Source organism: Sphingobium sp. L-44 (assembly GCF_056859495.1).
This window is the reverse complement of the sequence record NZ_JBSXOQ010000117.1, coordinates 64,384-85,622: the sequence shown is the minus strand read 5'-3', so window position 1 is coordinate 85,622 and position 21,239 is coordinate 64,384. Positions and strand designations below refer to the sequence as shown.

Here is a 21,239-nt window from a genome sequence, read left to right as displayed (position 1 = left end):
CCGCCCCGTCAGGGATGAGGCAGCCCCTGTTCCGGCATGCCCATGCGCCGCTTTTCGGCAACGACCATGTCCGCGACATCCGCCAGCAATTTCTTCGCGTCATAGACGATGCCGTCCTTGACCGTGTAGCTGACGCCGCCCACCCGTTCGAGCCGCTGGGTCTGTTCATTCAGACGCAGCGTGCCGGTGCCGTAGAGCGTCTTGAAATTCTGCAGCGGATTTTCCTTGAGGATGACAAGATCCGCCAGCTTGCCGACGCGGACCGTGCCGATCGGTGGCACTTCACCCCTGGGATCATAGAGCGTCAGCGCGCCGTTCAGCGTCGCCGACTGGATCACCTGCGACGGATTGAAGCCCGCTTCCTGCAGCAGCTCCAGTTCCTGGACATAGCCAAAGCCATAGGGCTTGAAGATGAAGCCGGAGTCCGACCCGGTGGTCACGCGCCCGCCGATATTCTTGTAGTCGTTAATCAGGCGCATATATTTGTGGTAGAAATTCCGCCACTTGACCTCGATCGCGGTGGTCCAGTCATAGAAATAGGAGCCGTGATTCTCGCGCGAGGACATGTAGAAATTCCACAGCTGCGGCATGGTATATTTGTCGTGCCAGTCGGCATTGCGCGCCAGCATCAGGTCGCGGCCGGCGGCATAGATGGTCATGGTCGGATCGAAGGTGACATGATTGGCCTTCTGATGCTCCAGATAGGCCCACCAGCGATCCGATCCCGGCTCGACGCTTTCTTCCGCCAGATTGGCGACATTGCCGAACCGATCCTGCTCGTCGGCATAATTATAGTCGACCGGCCAGTTCTGGACCGGGCCATTCTTCAGCAGGGATTCGAAATGGCCGTAGAAATGGGTGACGGTGCCAAGGCCCGCGTCGCCCGCCTGTTCGGCATTCATGCGTCCCACGCCGATCTGGGACAGATGCGCCGTCGTTCCCAGCTTCAGCTTCTTCGCCTCGTCCATGATGGCGGCCATCACTTCGGGCGGCTGGTCCGGATCGTCCAGCAGCTTGATGCCGTCGATCCCCTGCTTGGCCGCCCATTGCACCCAGGCGCGGGCCTTTTCGGGCGTATTGGTGCGGCCGCCGGTCCAGCCCTTGCCCTGGCCAGGACGCTGATAGGCGAAGATGCGCGGCGCGACGATCTCGTTACGGGCGGAGCGTGCCCGTTCGCTCAGGGACACTTCCATGGGTGCGAGGTCGACGCCGCGTACCGTTGTGACGCCATGGGCGAGCCACAGCTTGTAGGAATAGGACAAGTCCGGCGCCTTGTCGTCAGTGGATCCATGGACATGCATGTCGATGAAGCCAGGCGTCACGAACATGCCGGTCGCGTCCAGTTCATAATCGGCGTCGGTCGGCGCGCGCCCCTGCTTGAATGGCAGGCCGGGTGTACCGGCCGGCAAGATGTCGGCGATGACGTCATTTTCGATGACGATGTCGACCGGGCCGCGCGGCGGCGCGCCGCTGCCGTCGATCAGGGTGACGCCGCGGATCACCATCTTGCGGAACGGGCCGGCGCCTTCGCCGGCAGCGCGCGCCGGTGCGGGATTGGCGCCGGCGCGGGGCTTGACCGCTTCCACCGGCGCCTTGGCGGGTTGGGCGATCGCCCCGCCGGCAGCCAGTGCGAGCAGTGAAAGGCCGGCGAAACACATGTGTCGCTTGAACATATCATCCCCCTGTATCGATCACGGGGCCGCCATAAGGCCCCCGAAAAGGGAGGCGACCGACTAGGCCGCCCCCCGTGCCAGGCGATCAGAACTTCTTGGTGAGGTTGATGCCGTAGGTGCGCGGCGGCGCGGTAAACACCACCGTCTTGCCGCCGGTGTTGCTGCTGGAACTGGAGCTGACCACCGCCAGTTCGTTGAACAGATTGTTCACGAAGAAATGGGCGCCCCAATTGTTGTCGCTGGCCTGCACACCCAGGCGCAGGTTGGTCAGCGTATAATCGTCCAGCCGGCGCCGATAGGTGTCGGTCGGGCTGATCGTGCTGTAGGAGCTGCCATTATAGGTGACATCGGTGCGGATGACGGCATCCATGGCATCGGTCAGCATATGCTTATATTCGGCCGATCCGCCGAAATTCCATTTCGGCACATTGGCGATCCGGTCGCCCTTGCGGCCCGATGCCACGACGATGGTGCTGACCTGGTCCTCGGTCAACTTGGCATCGGTGTAGGAACCATTGGCGCTGAAGCTGATGCCGGCGATCTCGGTGGAGAATTCCGCCTCGACGCCGCGAATGCGGGCCGCGCCGACGTTGGAGATGAGGCCGAAGACCGAGCCGGTGCCCGCCGTGCGGGCCGACACCTGCATGTTGCTCCAGTCGATCTGGTAGGTCGCCATGTTGAGATAGGTGCGCGGCAGGATCTTGCTCTTGAAGCCCAGTTCATAGTTCCACAGGCTGTCCGATGTGTAGGCGGCCAGCGCCGCCGACAGGCCGATCACCTGGTTGACGCCGCCCGGCCGGAAGCCCTGTGCCGCCTGGGCATAGATCATCACATCGGGGGTCGCCTGATAGGAGATGTTGAACTTGGTAAGAACGCCGTCCTCGGACGACTTGGCTTCGGTATAAGGTGTCACCACCGAGGCATAATGTTCCTGGCCCATGTCGATCCGACCGCCGACCGTTTTCTTGTAATCATAATAGCGCGCGCCAGCGGTCAGCGTCAGCTTGTCGAACAGCTTGTAGGAGATTTCGGCGAAGACCGCCTTCTGCTTCAGCTTGTCGTTGATGGTGCGGTCATAGGCGAGATTGGCGATATCGTCGGGATCGTACAGAAAGCCGGTGTCCGGATCGGCCTTGAGCAGGGTCGAGCGCACCACCGTCTTGCGGTCTTCGCTGAACAGGCCGACGGTCCAGTTGAGCGGGCCATCCCCGGTCGAACTCAGGCGGATTTCGTTAAGCCAGTTCTTGACCGATTGCGGCTGATACAGGCTGGACGACAGCAAGGCGCGGGTGTCGGACAGATAATCGGCGAGCACGTCGGCGGAGCAGGCCGCACCATTGCCGCGATAGGTCTGGCAGCGGGCAGCGGTGTCGCGGCCATTGAACGTATCGCTGACATCGCCGACGACGATGCGGTCGCGGTCGGTGTACGTAGTGATGGCGGTCAGCACGACCGGGCCGAAATCATAGTTGAGCGTCGCATTATAGATGCGATTGGTGTCGTAATTGCCCGATTCCGCGCGCGCGTCGGTGGTCCAGCGCTTGCCGGTTTCGGCATACCAGCGCGGCGATTCACCGGCCGCCTTCTCGTAATTGGCGCTCAGGTCCAGCGTCAGCGCCTCGGTCGGCGTGAAGCGCAGCATGATGCGGCCGCCATAGGTGTAGGGATCGTTGATATTCTTGTAGCCATAATAGCTGTTGTCGACATAGCCCGCGACCTGAGTGGCGTTGCCGACGATGCGGATGGCCAGCTTGTCCTCGATCAGCGGGACGTTCAGCATCCCGTCGAAGGAGGCGCCCATCGATCCGCCCTCGACCGCCGACATGGTGCTGGCAAAGGCCGCCTCGATCTTGTCGGTCTTGGGCTTGTTGAAGATGATGCGCAGCGTGCCGCCCATCGAACCGGAGCCGTAAAGCGTGCCCTGAGGGCCGCGCAGCACTTCGGCGCGCTCCACGTCGAAGATGCGGAAATCGGGCGTGGCGCCGGCAGCATCGCTAGTGGTGCCGACCGAGCCGGATACCGGTGCTTCGTCATAATAGACGCCGACCGTCGGTTCGCCGGCTGCCGTGACACCGCGCAGGATGACGCGGCGATTGCCGGGGCCGCCATCGACGATACGCAGGCTGGGCGTATCGCGGGTCAGTTCGGTAAAGCTGCTGGTGCCCGCCGCTTCCAGGCTGGCGCCGGTGACCGCGGTGATCGCGATCGGCGTGTCCTGAACGCGGGTGTTGCGCTTGAGCGCGGTAACGACGATTTCGCCCTGATCCTGTTCCTGGGCCTGCGCTACGCCGCCAGCCATGGCGACCATGCAGGATAATGCACTGCCGGCCTTCAACAGCTTGAAAAGGCGACCCTTGTGAGATGACAACATAAAAACCCCCTGTTTTTATTTGTTTTCCTCGCCACATTTCTGTTCTTTTCTGGAGGAAACGGTATCAAGGGGGCGGCCGAATGTGTTTCGTAACATTTGACGATTTTGGAGATAATACGCAGATTATTCGGCGATTACGGTAAAATGCCGATAATCTTGCGAACGGGAATCGCGGACGCTGATCCGGCAGCGGGCATCATGGCCTGACCGCAATTTGTGCCATGACGCCCCGCCTCCGTTCAAGGCCGCAACACCCATCCGCCATCGACATGGATCGTCTGGCCAGTGATCCAGCGCCCCGCGTCCGAACAGAGCAGCAGGGCCGTGCCGACCAGTTCATCCGGCTCGCCGCGCGGGCGTAGGGCGCAACTCATCTGCAGGAACTGGATGAACGGGGAATCGTCGGGCACCAGCATCTTGCCGGCGTCCGATGTGACATTGCCCGGCGCGATCGCGTTGCTGGTGATATTGTCCTTGCCCAGTTGCTTGGCGAGCGTGGTGGTGAGACCCACCAGCGCCAGCTTGGAAATGCCGTAGAGGCCGGTTGCGGGGAAGGCCCCGCCCGACGTCTGGTTTATGATCCGGCCGCCACCACGCGCCCGCATCGAAGGGATCACCGCGCGGGCACAGAGCAGCGCACCATTGAGATTGACCGCAAAGGCCCGGTTCCAGGCGTCGAGGCTCACGGCTTCGATATTGTCGTAGCTGATATCGACCATCAGCGCGGCATTATTGATGAGGATGTCGACGCCGCCAAAGGCATCACTCGCCGCCGTCGCCATGGCCAGCGTCGATGCCTCATCGGCCACATCGACCTTGACGGCAATGGCGCGGCCGCCGCTGGCGATGATCTCGTCAGCCACCGCCTGGGCGCCTTCCCCATTGAGGTCAGCAACGACGATGGCGGCACCGGCCGCCGCCAGCCCCAGTGCATAGGCCCGGCCGATGGAATTGCCGCGTCCGCCGGCGCCCGTGACGATCGCGACTTTATCGTCGAGGCGGAACTGGTCGAGAGTGAAGGACATGGATCGGTCTCCTGAAAAGTCAGTCGCCGCAGGCGGCGGAGAGAAAGGGCGTGGCGGCGCGGGACAAGGCTTCGGCACTGGCATCATCGGGCAGGCTGGCCATCAGCAGACCGACATCCTTGCGCAGCAGCGGCGCGCCATGGGCAAAGGCGCCGGGCGTCGGCAGGCGGGCATAAACCTCGAAACCGAAGCTGCGGCCGCTGCTCGCCTTGATGAGGTCGCGCAGGGCCGTGCCATCCAGATCCAGCGCCCTGCCCGCCTCCATCGCGGCGTGGGCCAGACCCATATTGGCCGCCATCAGCGCGTTGTTGACGATCTTCGCCCGTTGCCCGGCGCCGACATCGCCCATCCGCACGATCAGGCCGCCAAAGCTTTCCAGCACCGGCCGGGCGGCCTCGAAGACATCGACCGCACCACCGCACATCAGGGTCAAGGTGCCGGCCGCCGCGGCCGGGCCGCCGCCGCTGACCGGCGCATCGAGGAAGGCGACACCGTGTTCCGCGCAGCGTTCGGCCAGCGCCACGCAATGTTCGGGCAATATGGTCGAATGGATGAAGATCCGGCTGCCCGATCGCATCGCCGGCAATAATTGATCGACGATTTCCGCCACGCCGGCATCATCGACGACGCAGATGCCGACATGATCGCAGGTCGCTCCCAATGTCGCGATGTCCGGCGCTGCTGTGGCGCCCTTTTCGAGAAAGGGCGCCAGCGCATCCGGGCGGCGGGCCCAGAGCGTGAGCGGATAGCCGGCGGCCGCGATCCGTTCGGCCATGGGACCACCCTGGCTGCCAAGGCCGATGAAGCCGATCCGTTCCATCTTGCTCATCCTGCGGTGATCCCGGCATCGATCGAGATGCAATTGCCATGATAGCCACGCCCGGCCGGCGAGGCGAGCAGCGCGACCATGTCGGCGACATCCTCTACCTCGACCGTCCCGCGCATCCCGGAAAAGCGCTTGAGCAGTTCAAGGTCGCAACCTTCGGGCGGCCGGAAATTGGTGGCGATATTGGTGATCATGCCGCCCGGCGCGACGGCGTTGATGCGGATCGGCTGCTTCTGATACTCCATCGCCATCGCCTTGGTGAGATTGAGGAGGCCGGCTTTCGACGCGCAATAGGCGGCGGCATAGGCCTCGCCGATGAAGGCGGCCGAGGAAACGACATTCACGATCGCGCCATTCGCCTTCAGCAGATGCGGGATCGCCGCCTGCGACAGCAGAAAGGGCGCGGTCAGGTTGACCGCCAGCGTCTTGTCCCACAGCAGCCGGGCCATGTCGGGCGAATTGGCGAGATAGATGAGGCCGGCGACATTGCACAGCGCATCGAGCTGGCCGAAATGGGTGACGGCGGCATCGACGGTCGCCCGGCAAGCATCAGGATCGGCCAGATCGACAACCGCCGTCTGATGCTCCCCCTCAGGAAGCAGGCCCAGCGTTTCGGCCAACCCTTCCGCATTGACGTCCACCAACCACAGCCGGGCGCCGGCCTGTGCCAGTTTCACCGCCGTCGCGCGGCCAAGGCCCGAGGCTGCCCCGGTCACCAGCGCCACCTTGCCGCGCATGTCGATCGAGATGCTCATTGCTTGCCCCCCTCTGTCTCGTTCCAGGCCAGGCCCTTGGCGACCTTCCCGGCCATTTCCAGCACCACGCCCTGGATCACCGACGCCTTGGGCCAGCCGGCATGGACCGCATATTGGAGGACGAACTCGTTGAGTTCGGCGGCGGTGCAGTTGCCGCTCGCCATGGCCGCGTGGAAATGGCTGGCGATCGGCACGGTGGCCGCGGAGTCCGCGACGCCCACCAGCGTGAGGAAGCGGCGCGACCGCTGGTCGAGGCCCGGCCGGCACCACATCTCGCCGAACACGAAGTTCAATATGCCATCCTGCAGATAGGGCAGGCCATTGCCGACGCGCGGGCCGTCAAAGGTCATCACCGCGCGAAATTCGCCAAAGCCCTGCTCCATGCGTCGCTGCGCATCCCAGGGTTCGGCGCGGATCGGCGCCTGCAGAACCGGCGCCAGTTCCTGCTCTGCTTCGCCCCGATCAATCGCCGCATCGATCGCCCCGCCCTTGTCCCAGCCGGAATAGACCGCGACATGCAACGCCGCCTCGCGCAATTCGGCCTGGGTCAGCGCGCCGGTCGTCAGTGCCCCACGGACATAGCCGTCCAGCCGGTCGGCGGGCGCATCGGCGCCGGCCGCCGAAGCCAGCGCGATCAGGAAGCGCGCGCGCCGATCCAGCCCCGGACGAGACCAGATTTCAGCATAGATGAAATCGCGCCAGCTGTCCGCCACCGGCGATTGCGGCGCGGGATCATCCCGCCCCGTCAGTTCGGCCTGAAGCCTGTTGCCGAGTGCGCTGCGCGCTGCGGGATCACACAGGCTCATTGCCCGCCCTCCGGCGCGGCCATGCTCATCCAGACATTCTTGGGCTGGAGAAACTCATGCAGCCCCTCGACCCCGCCCAGCCGGCCATGGCCGCTCTGCTTGAAGCCGCCGAACGGGCAATTGGGCTGCATCGCCTCACCTGCGCCATTCACATGGATCATGCCCGCCTGCAGCTCGCGCGCCATATGATGGGCGCGGCGCAAATTCTGGGTGTGGACATAGGCGCCCAGACCATAGTCGGTGCCGTTGGCGAGCGCGATCGCCTCCTCCTCATCCTCGAACGGCGTCACGACCAGCACCGGCCCGAACACCTCATTCCGGGCGATCTCGCACTGGTCCGGCACGTCCGCCAGGATCGTTACCGGCAGGAAGAAGCCATCGGCAAAATCGCCGGCCAGCCGATGGCCGCCCGCGATGATCCGGCCGCCATCGGCGACGCCGCGCGCCACCATCCCGCTGATCCGGTCGAGCGCATTCTGGCTGATCACCGGCCCCAGCACCGTCGCGGGATCGAACGGGTCGCCCGACTGCACATGGCCCGCCATCGCCCCGATCAGGTCGAGATAACGGTCATAAATGCCGCGCTGGACCAGCAGCCGCGTGCCATTGATGCAGCCCTGCCCATTGGAGGAAATCGCCCCAGTCAGCCCCTTCTTCGCCGCGAGCATCAGGTCGGCATCATCGAACACGACCACGGCCGACTTGCCGCCCAGTTCCAGGCCGACGGGCTTGAGCGACTGGGCCGCATTGGTCAGCACCTGGCGCGCGGTCGCGCCCGATCCGATGAATTCGATCTTGTCGATGCCGGGATGGCTGACCATCGCCGCGCCGACATCGGCGCCGCCCGTGACCAGGTTGACGACGCCATCCGGCAGGCCCGCCTCATGCAGCAGTTCGACCAGTTGCATGACGCTGTAGGGGGCAAGTTCCGGTGCCTTGATCACCACGCAATTGCCCGCTGCCAGCACCGGCGCCAGCACCATGGTCGCGGCGAACAGCGGTCCGTTCCACGGCACGATGATGCCGATCACGCCATAGGGATCATAGCTGACATAATCATGGGCCGGCGCGCCCCACATCGGGATGGTGCGACCGTGCAGCTTATCGCACCAGCCGCCGAAATAGCGGAATTTCTGGGCGGCATCATAGCCCATATAGGGCGCCACCATCGCCACCGATCCATTTTCGGCGATCAGGCTCGGCGCGAAATCCGCCGACTTGGCCTCCAGCAGGGCGGCGATGCGGAACATGAGGTCGCGCCTCTTGTCGCCGGGCATCGCGCGCCATGCGGGAAAGGCCCTGCGCGCGGCGGCCGTAGCCCGGTCGACATCCTCTGCATCTGCCAACGCCAGTTCCTGCGTCACCTTGCCGGTGCCGGGATAGACATGGGCGTGGCGCGCCTGGCCGGTGGGCACTTCGCGCTGTCCGCCAATGATGATGGGGTGACGCGGCAATGCGTCGATCACGGGATCCCTGAACGCCATGGCTCTCTCCTTCCGGCGCGGTAAGCGCAGCGGCACCGCTCCAGAACCGGGCGGCGACTCTTGAGATCGTTATTAGTATGCATATTATTAGATCATCAAGGCGATCTCTTTCGGCATCGCCCTTGCGAAATTTCAATCAATATGCGCATTAATTCATATGAACCTCATCCAGCAAAATGACCCGATGGAACCGGCGACCGGCAAGCGGCAGATCGTCCGCCATACCGCCGACGCCCTGCGCCGGCGCATCCTCGCTGCACCGGCCGGCGAGCAGATTGGTTCGCTGCAAACCCTTGCCCGCGAGTTGGAGGTCGGCATCGTCACGGTCCAGCAGGCAGCACGCATCCTGGAGCATGAGGGCTTGCTGGAGGTTCGGCGCGGGCCAGGCGGCGGCTATTATGGCCGGCGACCGCAAATGGCCGATCTGGAACGGATGCTGGGCGCCTATCTGTGCGGCGAACCGGGTTCCTGGCGCGAGATACTCGACATCACCTCGCTGCTGTTCAACCGGCTCTGCGCCGCTGCCGCGCGATGCGACGACCAGGCCCTTCACAGGGAATTACTCGATCTGCGCAGTCAGATCGATGCATGCGATAGCATGGACGGGCTCGGCCAGTTGGAAGGCCGGCTGCAGGACATATTGTTCAAAATGGTCAGCCAGCCCCTGTTCGAGCTGTTGACCCGTGTCGCACTGGGGAGCGCGCGCGATGTGGAGCGCGAGGGCGCCAGGGCCGACATGTTCAACCTCCGCATATGGCGCCACGGTCGCCTGCGCATCATCGACGCCATCGCCGATCATGACCCCGCCCTCGCCCATTTCGAGGCCGACCGCCAAAATCGGCAGGTTTTGGCCGCCTTGTGCGCATTCGACCGCGTGTGAAGCAGCATCGCACACCATAAAGCGATGCGTTCGGGTGCCACTGACAGGCACGCGCCGCTGATGGGCTGTCATGATCCATATGTTGGCCATTTAGCCATTTCCAACTGTGCGACTTTTACATCATTTAGCAAAAAAGCATCGTCAAACAGATATCCACTCGCAATAGCATTGACAATGCGAATAGGTCGCAATAGCAGCCCCTGCAACAATCGAAAGGGGTTCTGAAACAATGGCGAAATATGGAAACACTCCATCCTTCCTTGCACTGAGCTGCGTCGGCGCAATGGCCTTCGCATCCGGCGCGCATGCGCAGGATAATGGCCAGGGCCAGGCACTGGGCGGCGTCACGGTCACCGACACGGCGATCGACGACAGTTCCATCAAGGTGGAAAAGCCCGAATCGCCCAAATATGTTCGCCCCCTGCTGGACACGCCGCAGACCATCACGGTGATCGGCAACCAGACCATCCAGAAGCAGAACCTCCTCACCCTGCGCGACGTGCTGTCGACCGTTCCGGGCATCACCTTCGGCGCGGGCGAAGGCGGCGGCGGCTATGGCGACAGCATCAACCTGCGCGGCCAGAGCGCCAACACCGACATCAGCATCGACGGCGTGCGCGACAGCGCCCAATATAGCCGCACCGACCCGTTCAACCTGGAGCAGATCGAGGTCACCAACGGCGCCAACTCCGTCTATGGCGGTTCGGGCGCGATCGGCGGCAATATCAACCTGGTCACCAAGCGTCCCAAGGCCGACAGCGAAACGCTGGTCCAGGGCGGCATCGGCACGTCCGACTATTATCGGGCGACCATCGACAGCAATGTCCGCGTCAACGAGCAAATCGCCGTGCGCCTCAACGCCATGTATCATGAAAATGACGTCGCCCGGCGCGATGTCGACAGCTACAAGCGCTGGGGCGTGGCGCCCTCGGTCAAGCTGGGCGTGGACGGACCGACCTCGCTGACCCTGCTCTACACCCATCAGGAAGACGAAAATACGCCGCTCTACGGCATCCCCTATTACAAGAATGCGATCTATGACGGGCCGCTGCCCGGCGTGCCCTATAGCGGCTATTATGGCTATAAGAATCTCGACAAGCAGGATCAGACGATCGACCAGGCGACGGCGATCTTCGATCATCGTTTCAGCGACCTGCTGTCGGTCCGCAACCTGTCGCGCTGGCAGCGCGTCGAGCAGAATCTGGTCGTCAACCCGCCACAGGGCGCCTATTGCCTCGCCAACGGCACGCTGCCGACCGGTGCGGCCTGCGCCGCCGGCCAGGTGCCGGGCATGTATTATCCCAGCGGCCCGCGTGGCGGCTTCCGGGACTCGGTCAACCAGACGCTCTACAATCAGCTCGACCTGACCTTCAATATTCCGGGCGGCCATACGCTGGTCATCGGCACCTCGATGCTGCAGGAAGATTACACGCTGGACAATGGCAACGTCCTGCGCAACGCCAACGGCGCCACGCCGAACCCCACGCTCGATCCGATCAGCATCAGCGATCCGAACGGCATCTATACCGGCCCGGTCAACAAGATCCGGTCCGGCCACCAGATGGGCGATCTGTTCAACATCGCGACCTATGCCTTTGCTGCGGCCAAGATCGTCGACGGGCTCGAACTGAATGGCGGCGTCCGCTGGGAGCATAACCGCGCCCGCTTCCGCTCCGACACGATCGCCACGCCGGCCGCAGGCGGCGCCTACACCACCGGCCCGCAGCAGAATGCGAGCGACGATCTCTTCTCCTACCGCGTCGGCCTCGTCTACAAGCCGGCCGACAATGCCAGCCTCTATGTCGCCTATGCCAACAGCAAGACGCCGACGGCCACCACGGTGCGATCGGGCTGCGGCCTGATCATCATCGGGACCAATGGCTCCAACGACGCCTGCGACGCCAATCCGGAACAAGCAGTCAATTACGAGATCGGCGGCAAGATCGACCTGTTCGATGGCGGCCTTCAGTTGACCGCTGCCCTGTTCCGCAACGAGCGCAAAAATTATCGCGTCACCAGCAATGATCCGTTCGTCGGCGCGCTGCCCGTCAATGATGGCCGCAACCGCGTGAACGGTGTCACCCTGGGCGCCAGCGGCAACATCACCGAAGCCTGGACGATCTTCGCCAACTACACCTATCTCGAAAGCAAGGTCATCCAGAGCGTGTCCAATGCGTGCCTTGCGAGCCCGTGGACGGGCACTGCATCCGGGATCGGATCGGCTACGTCCAACCCGTGCGGCAACAATGTTCTGATCCCCGATGTGCAGAAGGGTCAGGATATGACCAATACGCCCAAGCATTCGGGCAGCCTGTTCACCACCTATACCCTGCCCTTCGGGCTGCAACTGGGCTATGGCCTGACCTATCAGGGCAGCTTCGCGCTCAACAATCGCGCCCTGGTCACGCCGCTGGTGGCCGGCAGCACGACGATCGGGCCGATCTATCACTCGGACGATTATCTCGTTCACCGGGCGATGCTGTCCTACACCTTCGCGGAGAAGCTGACCGCCCAGCTCAACGTCCAGAACTTCACCAACGAAAAATATTATACCAGCATCCGCAACAATGGCTGGGCCAATCCGGGCGAAGGCCGCTCCTGGGTGCTGACCCTGGGCTACAAGCTCTAACCCCCCTCTCCCCGCCGGGCCGGCCATGCCCTCCTCGACATGGCCCGGTCTGGCGAACGGAACGCCCGCAGCCCGCTGCGGGCGTTCTTTTTTTGGCCTTCGGGCATGGCGACGGCAGCGCCGCCTGCTAAGGGAAGCGCCATGACCGCCACCGCCGATCTTGCCATCCGCCTGCGCCGCGCCAGCTTCAACCGGGCGCTCCCCGATGCCGACCTAGCCGCCATCGGGCCGATCCTGGCGCAGGATGTGGTGATGGTGACCGGCACCGACAGCGGCGTCATCGCCGGGCGCAAGGCGCAGCTGATGGCCTGGAAGCGCGAATTTGCCGCGCCCGATCGCAGCATCTACACCCGCACGCCCGACACGATCCTCGTCTCGCCCGTCGAACCGATCGCCTTCGAACATGGCCAGTGGCAGGGCGCCGCCGCATCGTCCGGCATCCTCATCGCCTCGGGCGCCTACACCGCCAAATGGCGGCAGATTGGCAGCGAGTGGCTGATCGAGGCGGAACTTTACCTGACCCTGGCCTGAAAAGTCCGCGTCTTCCCTCGCCAAGACGAGCCGCCACGATCTTCGCGCAATAGTTAATAAAATATTGCCGCGCCGGTCCGACAGGATTATGGCGCGCCCACCCTGTCCTTGGCGCCCCGGCGCCGGAGTCGGGGCCGACAATCCAGGGAGCGGAAGGGGGGACTTCGCCACGCGTCACGCAATCCATTGTGACGACATGCGAAGACTTGGCGTTATCCATTATGAAAAAGACCGGTTTCATGATTTCGGCGTCGCTGGCGCTACTTGCTGCCGCCCCCGCTCATGCCTCGCCCGTCACCGGCACCGACGCGCTGCGCGAATGGAATCTGATCGTGCTGGGTGATCTCAGTTCCTCCTCCGAAGTGGAGGGCCGTACCTTCGTTGGCGGCGACCTTACCGGCACCTCCTCCAGCTACCAGATCAGCACCCCCGCTACCTCCACGACCGGACAGGCGGGCCTCACCGTGGTCGGCAATGTCACCGGCGGCATCAAGAATTTGAACAACGGGTCGGGCGCGCTGGTCGGCGGCAATGTCGAAAGCGGCTTCAACCTCAATGGCGCGGCCCAGACGGTGAAGGTCGGCGGCACCATCAGCAACACCAATATCAACCAGAATAGCGTCCAGTCCGGCCTGGCCACGTCGGACCCCGGCTTCGCATCCAGCCTGGCGACGCAGGGCACGGTGCTGGCCGGCAGCATGAAACAATTGTCGACCAACCTGTCGGGCCTGGCCGCCAACAGCGACATGGTCATCAGCGGCAACCGCGCCACCTTCAACGCCAGCCCCGACGCCAACGGCCTGGCCGTCTTCTCGATCAGTGCCGCCGACCTCGACAAGGTGGGCGAGATCGCCTTCAACCTGAACGGCGCCGACACCGCGATCGTCAATGTCAGCGGCAGCACGGTCAGTCTCAACGACAATTTCCTGGGCGGCACCGCCAATCTGGGCGAACATGTGATCTGGAATTTCGGCGACGCCCAGTCGCTCGACCTCACCAATAGCTGGGGCGGATCGCTGCTGGCCCCCTGGGCCGATGCGACCACCGCCAACTATATTCAGGGATCGGCCGTGTTCGGCAACCTGACCCAGAATGGCGAGATGCATCTGGGCACCTATACCGGAACCTATACCCCGCCGATCGATCCGCCGACCGGCAGCAGTTCGGGCGGCACGCCGGTGCCCGAAGCGCCGGGCTGGACCCTGTTCCTGCTCGGCATTGCCGGTGTGCTGCTGGGTCGCCGCCTGATCCGCGAGACCGCCTGAACCGCCCTTTACCGTGCTTTTCCGTCCCTTCACCCTCGGCCAGACGCGGGAAACGGACGGACTGGCGCAGCGCCCTTCTGATCGCCGCCGGGCGGCGGCACAGGGAGCCATTGTTTCACAATCTTTGCAGATCGCCGCTTTCCCATGAAAATGCCCCGCTTCTTCTCCTCGACCGCCTGCGACATGGCGATCGACCTTGGCACCGTGAATACCGTCATCCACGCCCGCGATCGCGGCATCGTGCTCAACGAACCGTCCGTCATTGCGATCGAGACCATCCGCGGCATCCGCAAGGTCAAGGTGGTGGGCAATGAAGCCAAGCTGATGATGGGCAAGACCCCGGCCAATATCCAGGCGATCCGCCCGCTGCGTGACGGCGTGATCGCGGACATCGACGTCGCCGAACAGATGATCAAGCATTTCGTCGAGAAGGCGCAGGATGGCGGGCGTTTCGGCCGCCGCTATGATGTGGTGATCTGCGTGCCGACCGGCTCCACCATGGTCGAGCGCCGGGCGCTGCGCGATGCGGCCTCCAACGCCGGCGCGGCGCGGGTGCAGTTGATCGAGGAGCCGATGGCCGCGGCGATCGGCGCCGGCCTGCCCGTCACCGAACCGCGCGGCGCGATGGTGGTCGATATCGGCGGCGGCACGACCGAAGTGGCCGTGCTGTCGCTCAACGGCATCGCCTACAGCAATTCGGCCCGCGTCGGCGGCGACAAGCTGGACGACGCCATCGCCTCGCACATCCGCCGCGTCCATAATCTGATGATCGGCGAAGCCACCGCCGAGCGCGTCAAATGCGCGATCGGCTGCGCCACCCCGCCCGATGGCGAGGGCGAGCGGATCATCGTCAAGGGCCGCGACCTGGTGAATGGTCGCCCGGCCGAAATGACCATCAGCGAAGCGGAAATCTGCGACGCCCTGTCCGAACCGGTCGGCCAGATCGTGATGGCGGTGATGACCGCGCTGGAACAGACCGCGCCCGAACTCTCGTCCGACATCATCGACGAAGGCATCACCCTGACCGGCGGCGGCGCGCTGCTGCGCCGGCTGGACGAGGCGCTGTCGGAAGCCACCGGCCTGCCCGTGCGGATCGCTGACACGCCGCTGATGTGCGTCGCCATGGGTGCCGGCAAGGCGCTGGAAGACCGCGCCTATGAAGGCGTGCTGACCATGTCCTGACCGGCGCGCACCGCCCCGACGATGGTTGGCGGGCATCGCTTGTCCGTCCAGCGACATCGGCGCTTGCCAGCACCGCCAAATGCCGCCAAGCAAAGCCCCGGATAAAAGAGGATGAGCGGGCGGATGAGCTATTATGACGTTCTGATCGTGGGGGCCGGCCATGCCGGCGCGCAGGCGGCGATCTCGCTGCGGCAGCACGGCTTCGAAGGCTCGGTCGGCATGATCGGCGACGAGAAGGATCCGCCCTATGAGCGCCCGCCTTTGTCCAAGGAATATTTCGCCGGCGACAAGAGCTTCGACCGCATCCTGATCCGCCCCGCCGCCTTCTGGGACGAGCGCAAGATCGACATGTTGCTGGGCAAGCGGGTCAAGAGCGTCGATCCGGTCGGCAAGTTCGTCACCGTCGGCGAGGCGGAAATCGGCTATGACAAGCTGATCTGGTGTACCGGCGGCAGCCCCCGGATGCTGACCTGCAGCGGCGCTGAAGCCGCCAATGTCCATGCCGTGCGCCGCCGCGACGATGTCGACGCGATGATCGCGAAGATCGACAGCGTGAACCATGTCACCATCATCGGCGGCGGCTATATCGGGCTGGAGGCGGCCGCCGTGCTCTCGAAGTTCGGCAAGACCGTCGTCCTGCTCGAAGCGCTCGACCGGGTGCTGGCCCGCGTCGCGGGCGAGGATCTCTCGCGCTTCTACGAGGCGGAGCATCGCGCCCATGGCGTCGATCTGCGTACCGGCGCGAAGATGGACTGTATCGCGGTCGAGGATGGCCGGGCCACTGCGGTGCTGATGCAGGATGGCGAGCGGATCGAGACCGACATGGTGATCGTGGGCATCGGCATCGTGCCCGAAACCGGCCCGCTGATCGCGGCCGGCGCGGCCGGTGGCAATGGCGTCGATGTCGACGAATATTGCCGCACCTCGCTGCCCGACATCTATGCCGTGGGCGATTGCGCATCGCACGCCAACCGTTTTGCCGGCGGCGCGCAGATGCGCCTCGAATCCGTCCAGAACGCCAATGACCAGGCCAAGACCGCCGTGGCCCATATCCTCGGCAAGGAAGAGGCCTATGACGCCGTGCCCTGGTTCTGGTCGAACCAATATGATCTCAAGCTCCAGACCGTGGGCCTCTCGACCGGCTTCGACCAGACCGTGCTGCGCGGCGATCCCGCCACCCGCAGCTTCTCGGTCGTCTATCTGAAGGGCGGCAAGGTGATCGCGCTCGACTGCGTCAATGCGGTCAAGGACTATGTCCAGGGCCGCGCCCACGTGCTATCGGGCGCCCATCTCGATCCCGCACAACTGGCCGATGCCGGCATCCCGCTCAAGGAAGTGGGCCTGGCCTGATCGGTCGGCGACGACGCGACAGTCGGATTTTCCTACGAAGTTCACAGTGTCGTCGCCCCGTTTTGCGCCATTTTCCCGGCATAGGGTCATCGGAAAGCGACGGCAGCGCGACAATCGCGCGCCTGTGAAGCGACACCGACGCGCCAGCGAAGCGACGATCAGGCGACCAGGACGCGACAGGGCGGTTGCGGCGGGCTGCGGCAATGCGGTCGATGTGGGAGCGACAAGAGCGGCCAATTCCATCCCACAGGGTGGACCAGAAAAATGCCGAGTAGGAAAGACGGCCGGGAAGCCGGCCGCTTAGCGCGCTCGATAATCGGAATCTCCCGCTTTTTTTTTTGAACCCGTCGCTCCTTTGAGCGGCAAGTCGAAAGTCGGATGCCCCGATCGGACGAATGCTGATCTAGGCTCGTCCTTGATCCAAAAATACTCGCACCGCATGAAAGGCCCAGGGAACATCTTCCCAAAAGCCCGATGGCTCGCGTGGGAACCTATCACGAATGTCAGCAAGAACCGGCGCGACGTCTGGCGCAGCCAATCGCAGTAGCCAGCGGTCTAGCTGCACCCCGGCCCGAGCCGCGCCACAAAGAACGCTCTCGGCAGCCCATCCGATCCAACCTTCATCTGCTTCTGCAAGATCGCTCGCCAGGGCCAGTTCAAACCACGCTCCGACGAACATTTCGATCACAGCTTTTTCATGCGGTGGCCAGGAGTCCCATCCCGCGAGCGACAGCTTGCCCAGCACTATCTCGGGATTGTTGGCATTCGCTGGATCAGACACTGAAACGTCCAGAATGCGCGGCAGCAGATAGCGAAATTCCTGCTCGTCACCAACCGTCAAGAACGCACCCGAAACATAGCGCCAGAGAGCCATGCCGCTGATTTCACGCAATGGGGTAGCGAGCAAGACATCGGTGCCGCGCGTATCGATACAGCAAGGGCAGCCTTCGATCGTTGACGGCGCCGGCATCTCGAAAGTGCGATACACGGCGTCCAGCGCCTCGCTGGCGCGGATCGTAGCTTGAGCTAAGACGCCCTTGTTCATGAGGCCAGAATGACCGGCAAACGGGCACGATGCGAGCAGAATCTGACGTTTCCCACTCCCCTCCCTTTCAAGGAGGGGAGTGGGGTGGGTGCGCCGCATAGCGGCGGCCTACGGTCGATCGGGCAGAATCTCGCTGCGCTCGCCACCCACCCCAACCCCTCCCTGAAAGGGAGGGGCTATCTGTCGTCCCCATTCTGCCGTCGCTACCCCCGAAACCGGGTCTCGCTTGCCAATTCCCATGGTCCGCCGCGATAGTGCCAGGCGGCCAGGCCTGCGATTGCGATCGGGCGGGGATGGAAATCGGCGCGCAATCGGTCTGCCAGCGCCCGCGCGACCCTGGGCTCCACGTTGTTCTGCACGGTCAGATGCGGGCGAAAGCCGGCCTGGTCCTGCGGCGTCAGCAGGCCTGTGAAGGCGTCCGCCAATTCGTCCCACAACGCCGCCAGATCGGGACTGTCGATGCGATAGGCGACCCCCTGCCCCAGCAGCAACACATCGCCCAGCCGCGCCCGTGGCGCCGGGCCGGCGCATATCTGTTTCATCCGCGTCCTGAGTTCCGGCAGCAGCGAAGGCGGCAGATGATGGAACAGGGTGACATGCGCTGGCACCTGATTGCGTTCGGGCGGAAAATGGGCGCGGCGCAAGCCATCCGCCCAGGCGAAATCGGCGGCGCCCAGCAGCGCGGTGACAATGATCGGATCAGCCAGAACCGCCTCCCTGCAACGCGATGGCGGACTTTCGCCCGGCCGGGACAGGCTATATGATGACAGATGCCGCGCCCGGCAAGCAGGCGTGGACCAGGAGGGGAAGCATCATGCGCGCACCGGCATCCTTCGTCATCATCGCCGTCATCCTGCTGTTATGGAACCTGATGGGGGTCGCTGCCTTCGTCATGCAATATGGCGCCGACCTCAGCGAACTCGCCAGAACCGATCCCGACACCGCCCGCGCCTTCGCCCAGATGCCCGGCTGGGCCTGGGCCGTCTATGCGGTGGCGGTGGGCGCCGGCACGCTGGGCGCAATCGCCCTGCTGCTGCGCCGCCGCGTCGCGGTGCCGCTGTTCCTGCTGTCGCTGCTCGCGGTGATCGTCCAGTTCGGATACACGTTCCTCGGCACCGACCTGCTGGCGGTGAAGGGCGCGGGCGCGGCGATCTTCCCGGCCGTCATCGTCCTGATCGGCATCGGCCAGTGGCTCTACGCCCGCAGTCAGGCGGCCAAGGGCCTGCTGCGCTGATCGGCGCCGATCAGGCCGCGCTCTGCAATATCTCCTGGCCGATCATGTCCACGTCGAACGGCGCGGTCTGGTAGAGGTCGTTGATCCAGTTGCCAAACAGCAGATGGGCATGGCTGCGCCAGCGATTTTCCGGCGGCCGGGTCGGATCGTCGTCGGGGAAATAATGGGCCGGCATCTGGCGGCCGCCGTCGCGCGCATATTCGTCGCCCAGGGTGCGCGTGTCATATTCGACATGGTTGAACATGTGCAGGAAGCCATGACGTGGATCATGCACCAAGCAAGGCCCGGTCTCCGCGCTGTCGGCCAGCAATTGCAGCCCGCGATCGACCGGCAGCGATTCCCGCCGCACTTCCGACCAGCGCGACACGGGGATCGAGAAATCGTCCGAAAAGCCCCGCAGATAGGGCGAGGCCGGGGCATGGTTGCGATGGCGGAACACGCCGAATGCCTTGCGCTCCAGCGCATGTTTCTCGACCCCGTGAAAATGATGGAGCGCCGCCTGTGCCGCCCAGCAGATGCTGAGCGAGCGATGCACATGGGTCTGGGTCCAGTCGAAGATCGCGCGCAGCTCCTGCCAGTAGCTCACCTCCTCGAACGGCAGATGCTCTACCGGGGCGCCGGTAATCAGAAAACCGTCGAATCGCTCGTCGCGCACATCGTTCCAGGCGCGGTAGAAGGACTGCATATGATCGGCGGAGGTGTTGCGCGACACATGGTCGCTGATCCGCACCAGCGTCAGTTCCACCTGCAACGGCGAGGCGCCAAGCAGCCGGGCAAGCTGCGTCTCGGTATCGATCTTGTTGGGCATCAGGTTCAGCAGCGCGATCCGCAGCGGGCGGATATCCTGCCGCACGGCATCCGCCTCGCCCATCACGGCGACGCCCTCGGCTTCCAAGGTGCGGCGGGCGGGCAGGTCGTCGGCAATCTTGATCGGCACGTCTCGTCAGTCCTTCCTGGCGGGGCGACGATCGGTGGCTGAGGTCCGCTTTGTTGCCGGATCGGCCACATCCTCCCGGATCGGGAGTGCCACCTTGCCCGGAACGGCAGGTTGGCGTTGGGCGTCGCCCCAACTCTTGATGCTGGACTATCCCTAGCGCGCGCCGGACCATGTGGCAAGCCCGGCTATATATCGGCCAAGCCGGGCTTTACAGCTCGCCCCGCGCGCGGCGGATCTCGAACCACTTCCGCACATTCTCATTATGCTGCTGATAGGTATCGGCAAAGATATGGCCGCCCTTCCCGTCCGCGACGAAATAGAGCGCGTTCGTCTCGGCCGGATGCAGCACCGCCAGGATCGACAGGCGGCCCGGATTGGCGATCGGCCCCTTGGGCAGGCCGGTCATCGCATAGGTGTTGTAGTCGTTGACGTCGGCGATCTCGGACTTCTTGATCCGGCGCCCGAGCGGCTTGCCCCTGGTGATCGGATAGATGATCGTCGGGTCGGCCTGCAGCATCATGTTCTTGCGCAGACGGTTGCTGTAGACGCCCGCGACCATCGGCCGCTCCTTGGCGATCGCGGTCTCCTTCTCGACGATCGAGGCGAGGATGATCGCCTCCTGGGGCGACTTGGCAATCGTATTGGGCGCGCGTTCGGCCCAGAGCTTCGCCAGCGCCTTGTCCATCGCCGCCTGCATCCGCTTCAGCACGGCGGCGCGCGGCTCGCCCTTGTCGAAGGCATAGCTGTCGGGCAGCACGCTGCCCTCCTGCGGCACCGCGACATCGCCGGTCAGCTCGTCATTCGCCATCAGCCGTTCCTGCACCAGGATCGACGGCATGCCTTCGGGGATGGTGACCAGCCGGGTCAGCGTCTTGCCGCCCTGCAGGATCGACAATATCTCGCGGTTGCTGGCGCCCTTGGGCACCACGAACTCGCCGGCCTTGATCGGCTTGGCGCCGCCAAAGACCTTCGCGCGGGTCAGGAAGGCATCGGCCGAACGCACAGCGCCAGCCGATTTCAGCAGCACCGCGGCATCGGACAGGGTCGATCCCTCCGGCACGACGATGCTGATATTCTGGGTGGCCGGTCCCGTCTCGGTCCAGCCATGGACGAAGCGGAAACCGACAAAGGCGACAACGGCCAGGCCGATCAGAAGGATGATGCAGCCCAGTCGCCGCACCGGATTTGCGCCGGATCGTCTTGCCATCATCCCAACTGCCCGACCCAAATAATGCCCAACCGGCTA

At 64.1% G+C, this 21,239-nt stretch carries 18 protein-coding genes and 1 riboswitch; of the genes, 7 read left to right on the top strand and 11 right to left on the bottom strand.

The window, feature by feature from the left end; all coding sequences use genetic code 11:
• Positions 1-8: 8 nt before the first annotated feature.
• The 7 genes from AC13EK_RS21165 to AC13EK_RS21135 form a co-directional block, all read right to left on the bottom strand.
• Positions 9-1,673, bottom strand: coding sequence for an amidohydrolase family protein (locus tag AC13EK_RS21165; protein ID WP_419183509.1), 1,665 nt, complete (start codon positions 1,671-1,673; stop codon positions 9-11).
• Between the two features lie 85 nt (positions 1,674-1,758).
• The gene (locus tag AC13EK_RS21160; RefSeq protein WP_234792079.1) at positions 1,759-4,044 is read right to left on the bottom strand and encodes a TonB-dependent receptor; all 2,286 of its coding nucleotides are present in this window, start codon (positions 4,042-4,044) and stop codon (positions 1,759-1,761) included.
• A gap of 239 nt (positions 4,045-4,283) precedes the next feature.
• Positions 4,284-5,069 carry an SDR family oxidoreductase gene (locus AC13EK_RS21155; RefSeq protein WP_069336302.1) on the bottom strand — a complete coding sequence of 262 codons (786 nt, stop codon included), beginning with the start codon at positions 5,067-5,069 and terminating at the stop codon, positions 4,284-4,286.
• Positions 5,070-5,088: 19 nt separating this feature from the next.
• On the bottom strand, positions 5,089-5,898 hold the full coding sequence (locus AC13EK_RS21150; RefSeq protein WP_069336301.1) for an NAD(P)-dependent oxidoreductase: 810 nt from the start codon (positions 5,896-5,898) through the stop codon (positions 5,089-5,091).
• On the bottom strand, positions 5,895-6,650 hold the full coding sequence (locus AC13EK_RS21145) for an SDR family NAD(P)-dependent oxidoreductase (protein WP_069336300.1): 756 nt from the start codon (positions 6,648-6,650) through the stop codon (positions 5,895-5,897). Before AC13EK_RS21145 ends, AC13EK_RS21150 begins: the two co-directional genes overlap by 4 nt.
• Positions 6,647-7,456, bottom strand: a complete 810-nt coding sequence (locus AC13EK_RS21140) for a carboxymuconolactone decarboxylase family protein (protein WP_069336299.1) — start codon at positions 7,454-7,456, stop codon at positions 6,647-6,649. The genes AC13EK_RS21145 and AC13EK_RS21140 overlap by 4 nt, the downstream gene beginning before the upstream one ends.
• On the bottom strand, positions 7,453-8,940 hold the full coding sequence (locus AC13EK_RS21135; RefSeq protein WP_069336298.1) for an aldehyde dehydrogenase family protein: 1,488 nt from the start codon (positions 8,938-8,940) through the stop codon (positions 7,453-7,455). Before AC13EK_RS21135 ends, AC13EK_RS21140 begins: the two co-directional genes overlap by 4 nt.
• A 157-nt stretch (positions 8,941-9,097) precedes the next feature.
• Between AC13EK_RS21135 and AC13EK_RS21130 the strand changes: the two genes are divergently transcribed.
• From AC13EK_RS21130 to AC13EK_RS21105, 6 genes are all read left to right on the top strand, one after another.
• Complete coding sequence (locus tag AC13EK_RS21130; protein WP_069336297.1) at positions 9,098-9,820, top strand: GntR family transcriptional regulator; 723 nt, start codon at positions 9,098-9,100, stop codon at positions 9,818-9,820.
• Positions 9,821-10,049: 229 nt separating this feature from the next.
• On the top strand, positions 10,050-12,449 hold the full coding sequence (locus AC13EK_RS21125; RefSeq protein ID WP_069336296.1) for a TonB-dependent receptor: 2,400 nt from the start codon (positions 10,050-10,052) through the stop codon (positions 12,447-12,449).
• Between the two features lie 141 nt (positions 12,450-12,590).
• Positions 12,591-12,980 carry a nuclear transport factor 2 family protein gene (locus tag AC13EK_RS21120; RefSeq protein WP_069336295.1) on the top strand — a complete coding sequence of 130 codons (390 nt, stop codon included), beginning with the start codon at positions 12,591-12,593 and terminating at the stop codon, positions 12,978-12,980.
• Positions 12,981-13,201: 221 nt separating this feature from the next.
• Complete coding sequence (locus AC13EK_RS21115; protein WP_069336294.1) at positions 13,202-14,245, top strand: choice-of-anchor A family protein; 1,044 nt, start codon at positions 13,202-13,204, stop codon at positions 14,243-14,245.
• A gap of 144 nt (positions 14,246-14,389) precedes the next feature.
• Positions 14,390-15,427, top strand: coding sequence for a rod shape-determining protein (locus AC13EK_RS21110; RefSeq protein WP_004212110.1), 1,038 nt, complete (start codon positions 14,390-14,392; stop codon positions 15,425-15,427).
• A gap of 123 nt (positions 15,428-15,550) precedes the next feature.
• Positions 15,551-16,777 (top strand): NAD(P)/FAD-dependent oxidoreductase, encoded by a 1,227-nt coding sequence (locus tag AC13EK_RS21105; protein WP_069336293.1) that lies wholly within the window; start codon positions 15,551-15,553, stop codon positions 16,775-16,777.
• Positions 16,778-17,180: 403 nt separating this feature from the next.
• On the opposite strand, the gene AC13EK_RS21100 is transcribed toward AC13EK_RS21105, so the two are convergent.
• Together AC13EK_RS21100 and AC13EK_RS21095 are read right to left on the bottom strand one after the other, a co-directional pair.
• Positions 17,181-17,822: a hypothetical protein gene (locus AC13EK_RS21100; RefSeq protein ID WP_069336292.1), complete on the bottom strand. Its 642-nt coding sequence runs from the start codon at positions 17,820-17,822 to the stop codon at positions 17,181-17,183.
• Between the two features lie 203 nt (positions 17,823-18,025).
• A complete protein-coding gene (locus AC13EK_RS21095; RefSeq protein ID WP_483022382.1) occupies positions 18,026-18,529 on the bottom strand; it encodes a 2'-5' RNA ligase family protein in 504 nt (167 codons plus the stop codon).
• A gap of 107 nt (positions 18,530-18,636) precedes the next feature.
• Between AC13EK_RS21095 and AC13EK_RS21090 the strand changes: the two genes are divergently transcribed.
• On the top strand, positions 18,637-19,056 hold the full coding sequence (locus tag AC13EK_RS21090) for a sugar transporter (RefSeq protein WP_069336289.1): 420 nt from the start codon (positions 18,637-18,639) through the stop codon (positions 19,054-19,056).
• Positions 19,057-19,066: 10 nt separating this feature from the next.
• Here AC13EK_RS21090 and AC13EK_RS21085 read toward each other — a convergent pair whose 3' ends face one another.
• Positions 19,067-19,993 carry a homoserine O-succinyltransferase gene (locus tag AC13EK_RS21085; protein ID WP_069336288.1) on the bottom strand — a complete coding sequence of 309 codons (927 nt, stop codon included), beginning with the start codon at positions 19,991-19,993 and terminating at the stop codon, positions 19,067-19,069.
• A 39-nt stretch (positions 19,994-20,032) separates the two neighbouring features.
• Positions 20,033-20,141, bottom strand: a riboswitch (SAM-I-IV-variant riboswitch).
• 60 nt (positions 20,142-20,201) lie between these two features.
• Positions 20,202-21,173 carry an endolytic transglycosylase MltG gene (gene mltG, locus AC13EK_RS21080; protein ID WP_048937054.1) on the bottom strand — a complete coding sequence of 324 codons (972 nt, stop codon included), beginning with the start codon at positions 21,171-21,173 and terminating at the stop codon, positions 20,202-20,204.
• Positions 21,174-21,239 lie beyond the last annotated feature (66 nt).

What these genes read in the sequence shown, in the direction of transcription:
- AC13EK_RS21165 (WP_419183509.1), bottom strand. Translation starts at nt 1,673, where the DNA reads ATGTTCAAGCGACACATGTGTTTCGCCGGCCTTTCACTGCTCGCACTG.
- AC13EK_RS21160 (WP_234792079.1), bottom strand. Translation starts at nt 4,044, where the DNA reads ATGTTGTCATCTCACAAGGGTCGCCTTTTCAAGCTGTTGAAGGCCGGC.
- AC13EK_RS21155 (WP_069336302.1), bottom strand. Translation starts at nt 5,069, where the DNA reads ATGTCCTTCACTCTCGACCAGTTCCGCCTCGACGATAAAGTCGCGATC.
- AC13EK_RS21150 (WP_069336301.1), bottom strand. Translation starts at nt 5,898, where the DNA reads ATGAGCAAGATGGAACGGATCGGCTTCATCGGCCTTGGCAGCCAGGGT.
- AC13EK_RS21145 (WP_069336300.1), bottom strand. Translation starts at nt 6,650, where the DNA reads ATGAGCATCTCGATCGACATGCGCGGCAAGGTGGCGCTGGTGACCGGG.
- AC13EK_RS21140 (WP_069336299.1), bottom strand. Translation starts at nt 7,456, where the DNA reads ATGAGCCTGTGTGATCCCGCAGCGCGCAGCGCACTCGGCAACAGGCTT.
- AC13EK_RS21135 (WP_069336298.1), bottom strand. Translation starts at nt 8,940, where the DNA reads ATGGCGTTCAGGGATCCCGTGATCGACGCATTGCCGCGTCACCCCATC.
- AC13EK_RS21130 (WP_069336297.1), top strand. Translation starts at nt 9,098, where the DNA reads ATGAACCTCATCCAGCAAAATGACCCGATGGAACCGGCGACCGGCAAG.
- AC13EK_RS21125 (WP_069336296.1), top strand. Translation starts at nt 10,050, where the DNA reads ATGGCGAAATATGGAAACACTCCATCCTTCCTTGCACTGAGCTGCGTC.
- AC13EK_RS21120 (WP_069336295.1), top strand. Translation starts at nt 12,591, where the DNA reads ATGACCGCCACCGCCGATCTTGCCATCCGCCTGCGCCGCGCCAGCTTC.
- AC13EK_RS21115 (WP_069336294.1), top strand. Translation starts at nt 13,202, where the DNA reads ATGAAAAAGACCGGTTTCATGATTTCGGCGTCGCTGGCGCTACTTGCT.
- AC13EK_RS21110 (WP_004212110.1), top strand. Translation starts at nt 14,390, where the DNA reads ATGAAAATGCCCCGCTTCTTCTCCTCGACCGCCTGCGACATGGCGATC.
- AC13EK_RS21105 (WP_069336293.1), top strand. Translation starts at nt 15,551, where the DNA reads ATGAGCTATTATGACGTTCTGATCGTGGGGGCCGGCCATGCCGGCGCG.
- AC13EK_RS21100 (WP_069336292.1), bottom strand. Translation starts at nt 17,822, where the DNA reads ATGAACAAGGGCGTCTTAGCTCAAGCTACGATCCGCGCCAGCGAGGCG.
- AC13EK_RS21090 (WP_069336289.1), top strand. Translation starts at nt 18,637, where the DNA reads ATGCGCGCACCGGCATCCTTCGTCATCATCGCCGTCATCCTGCTGTTA.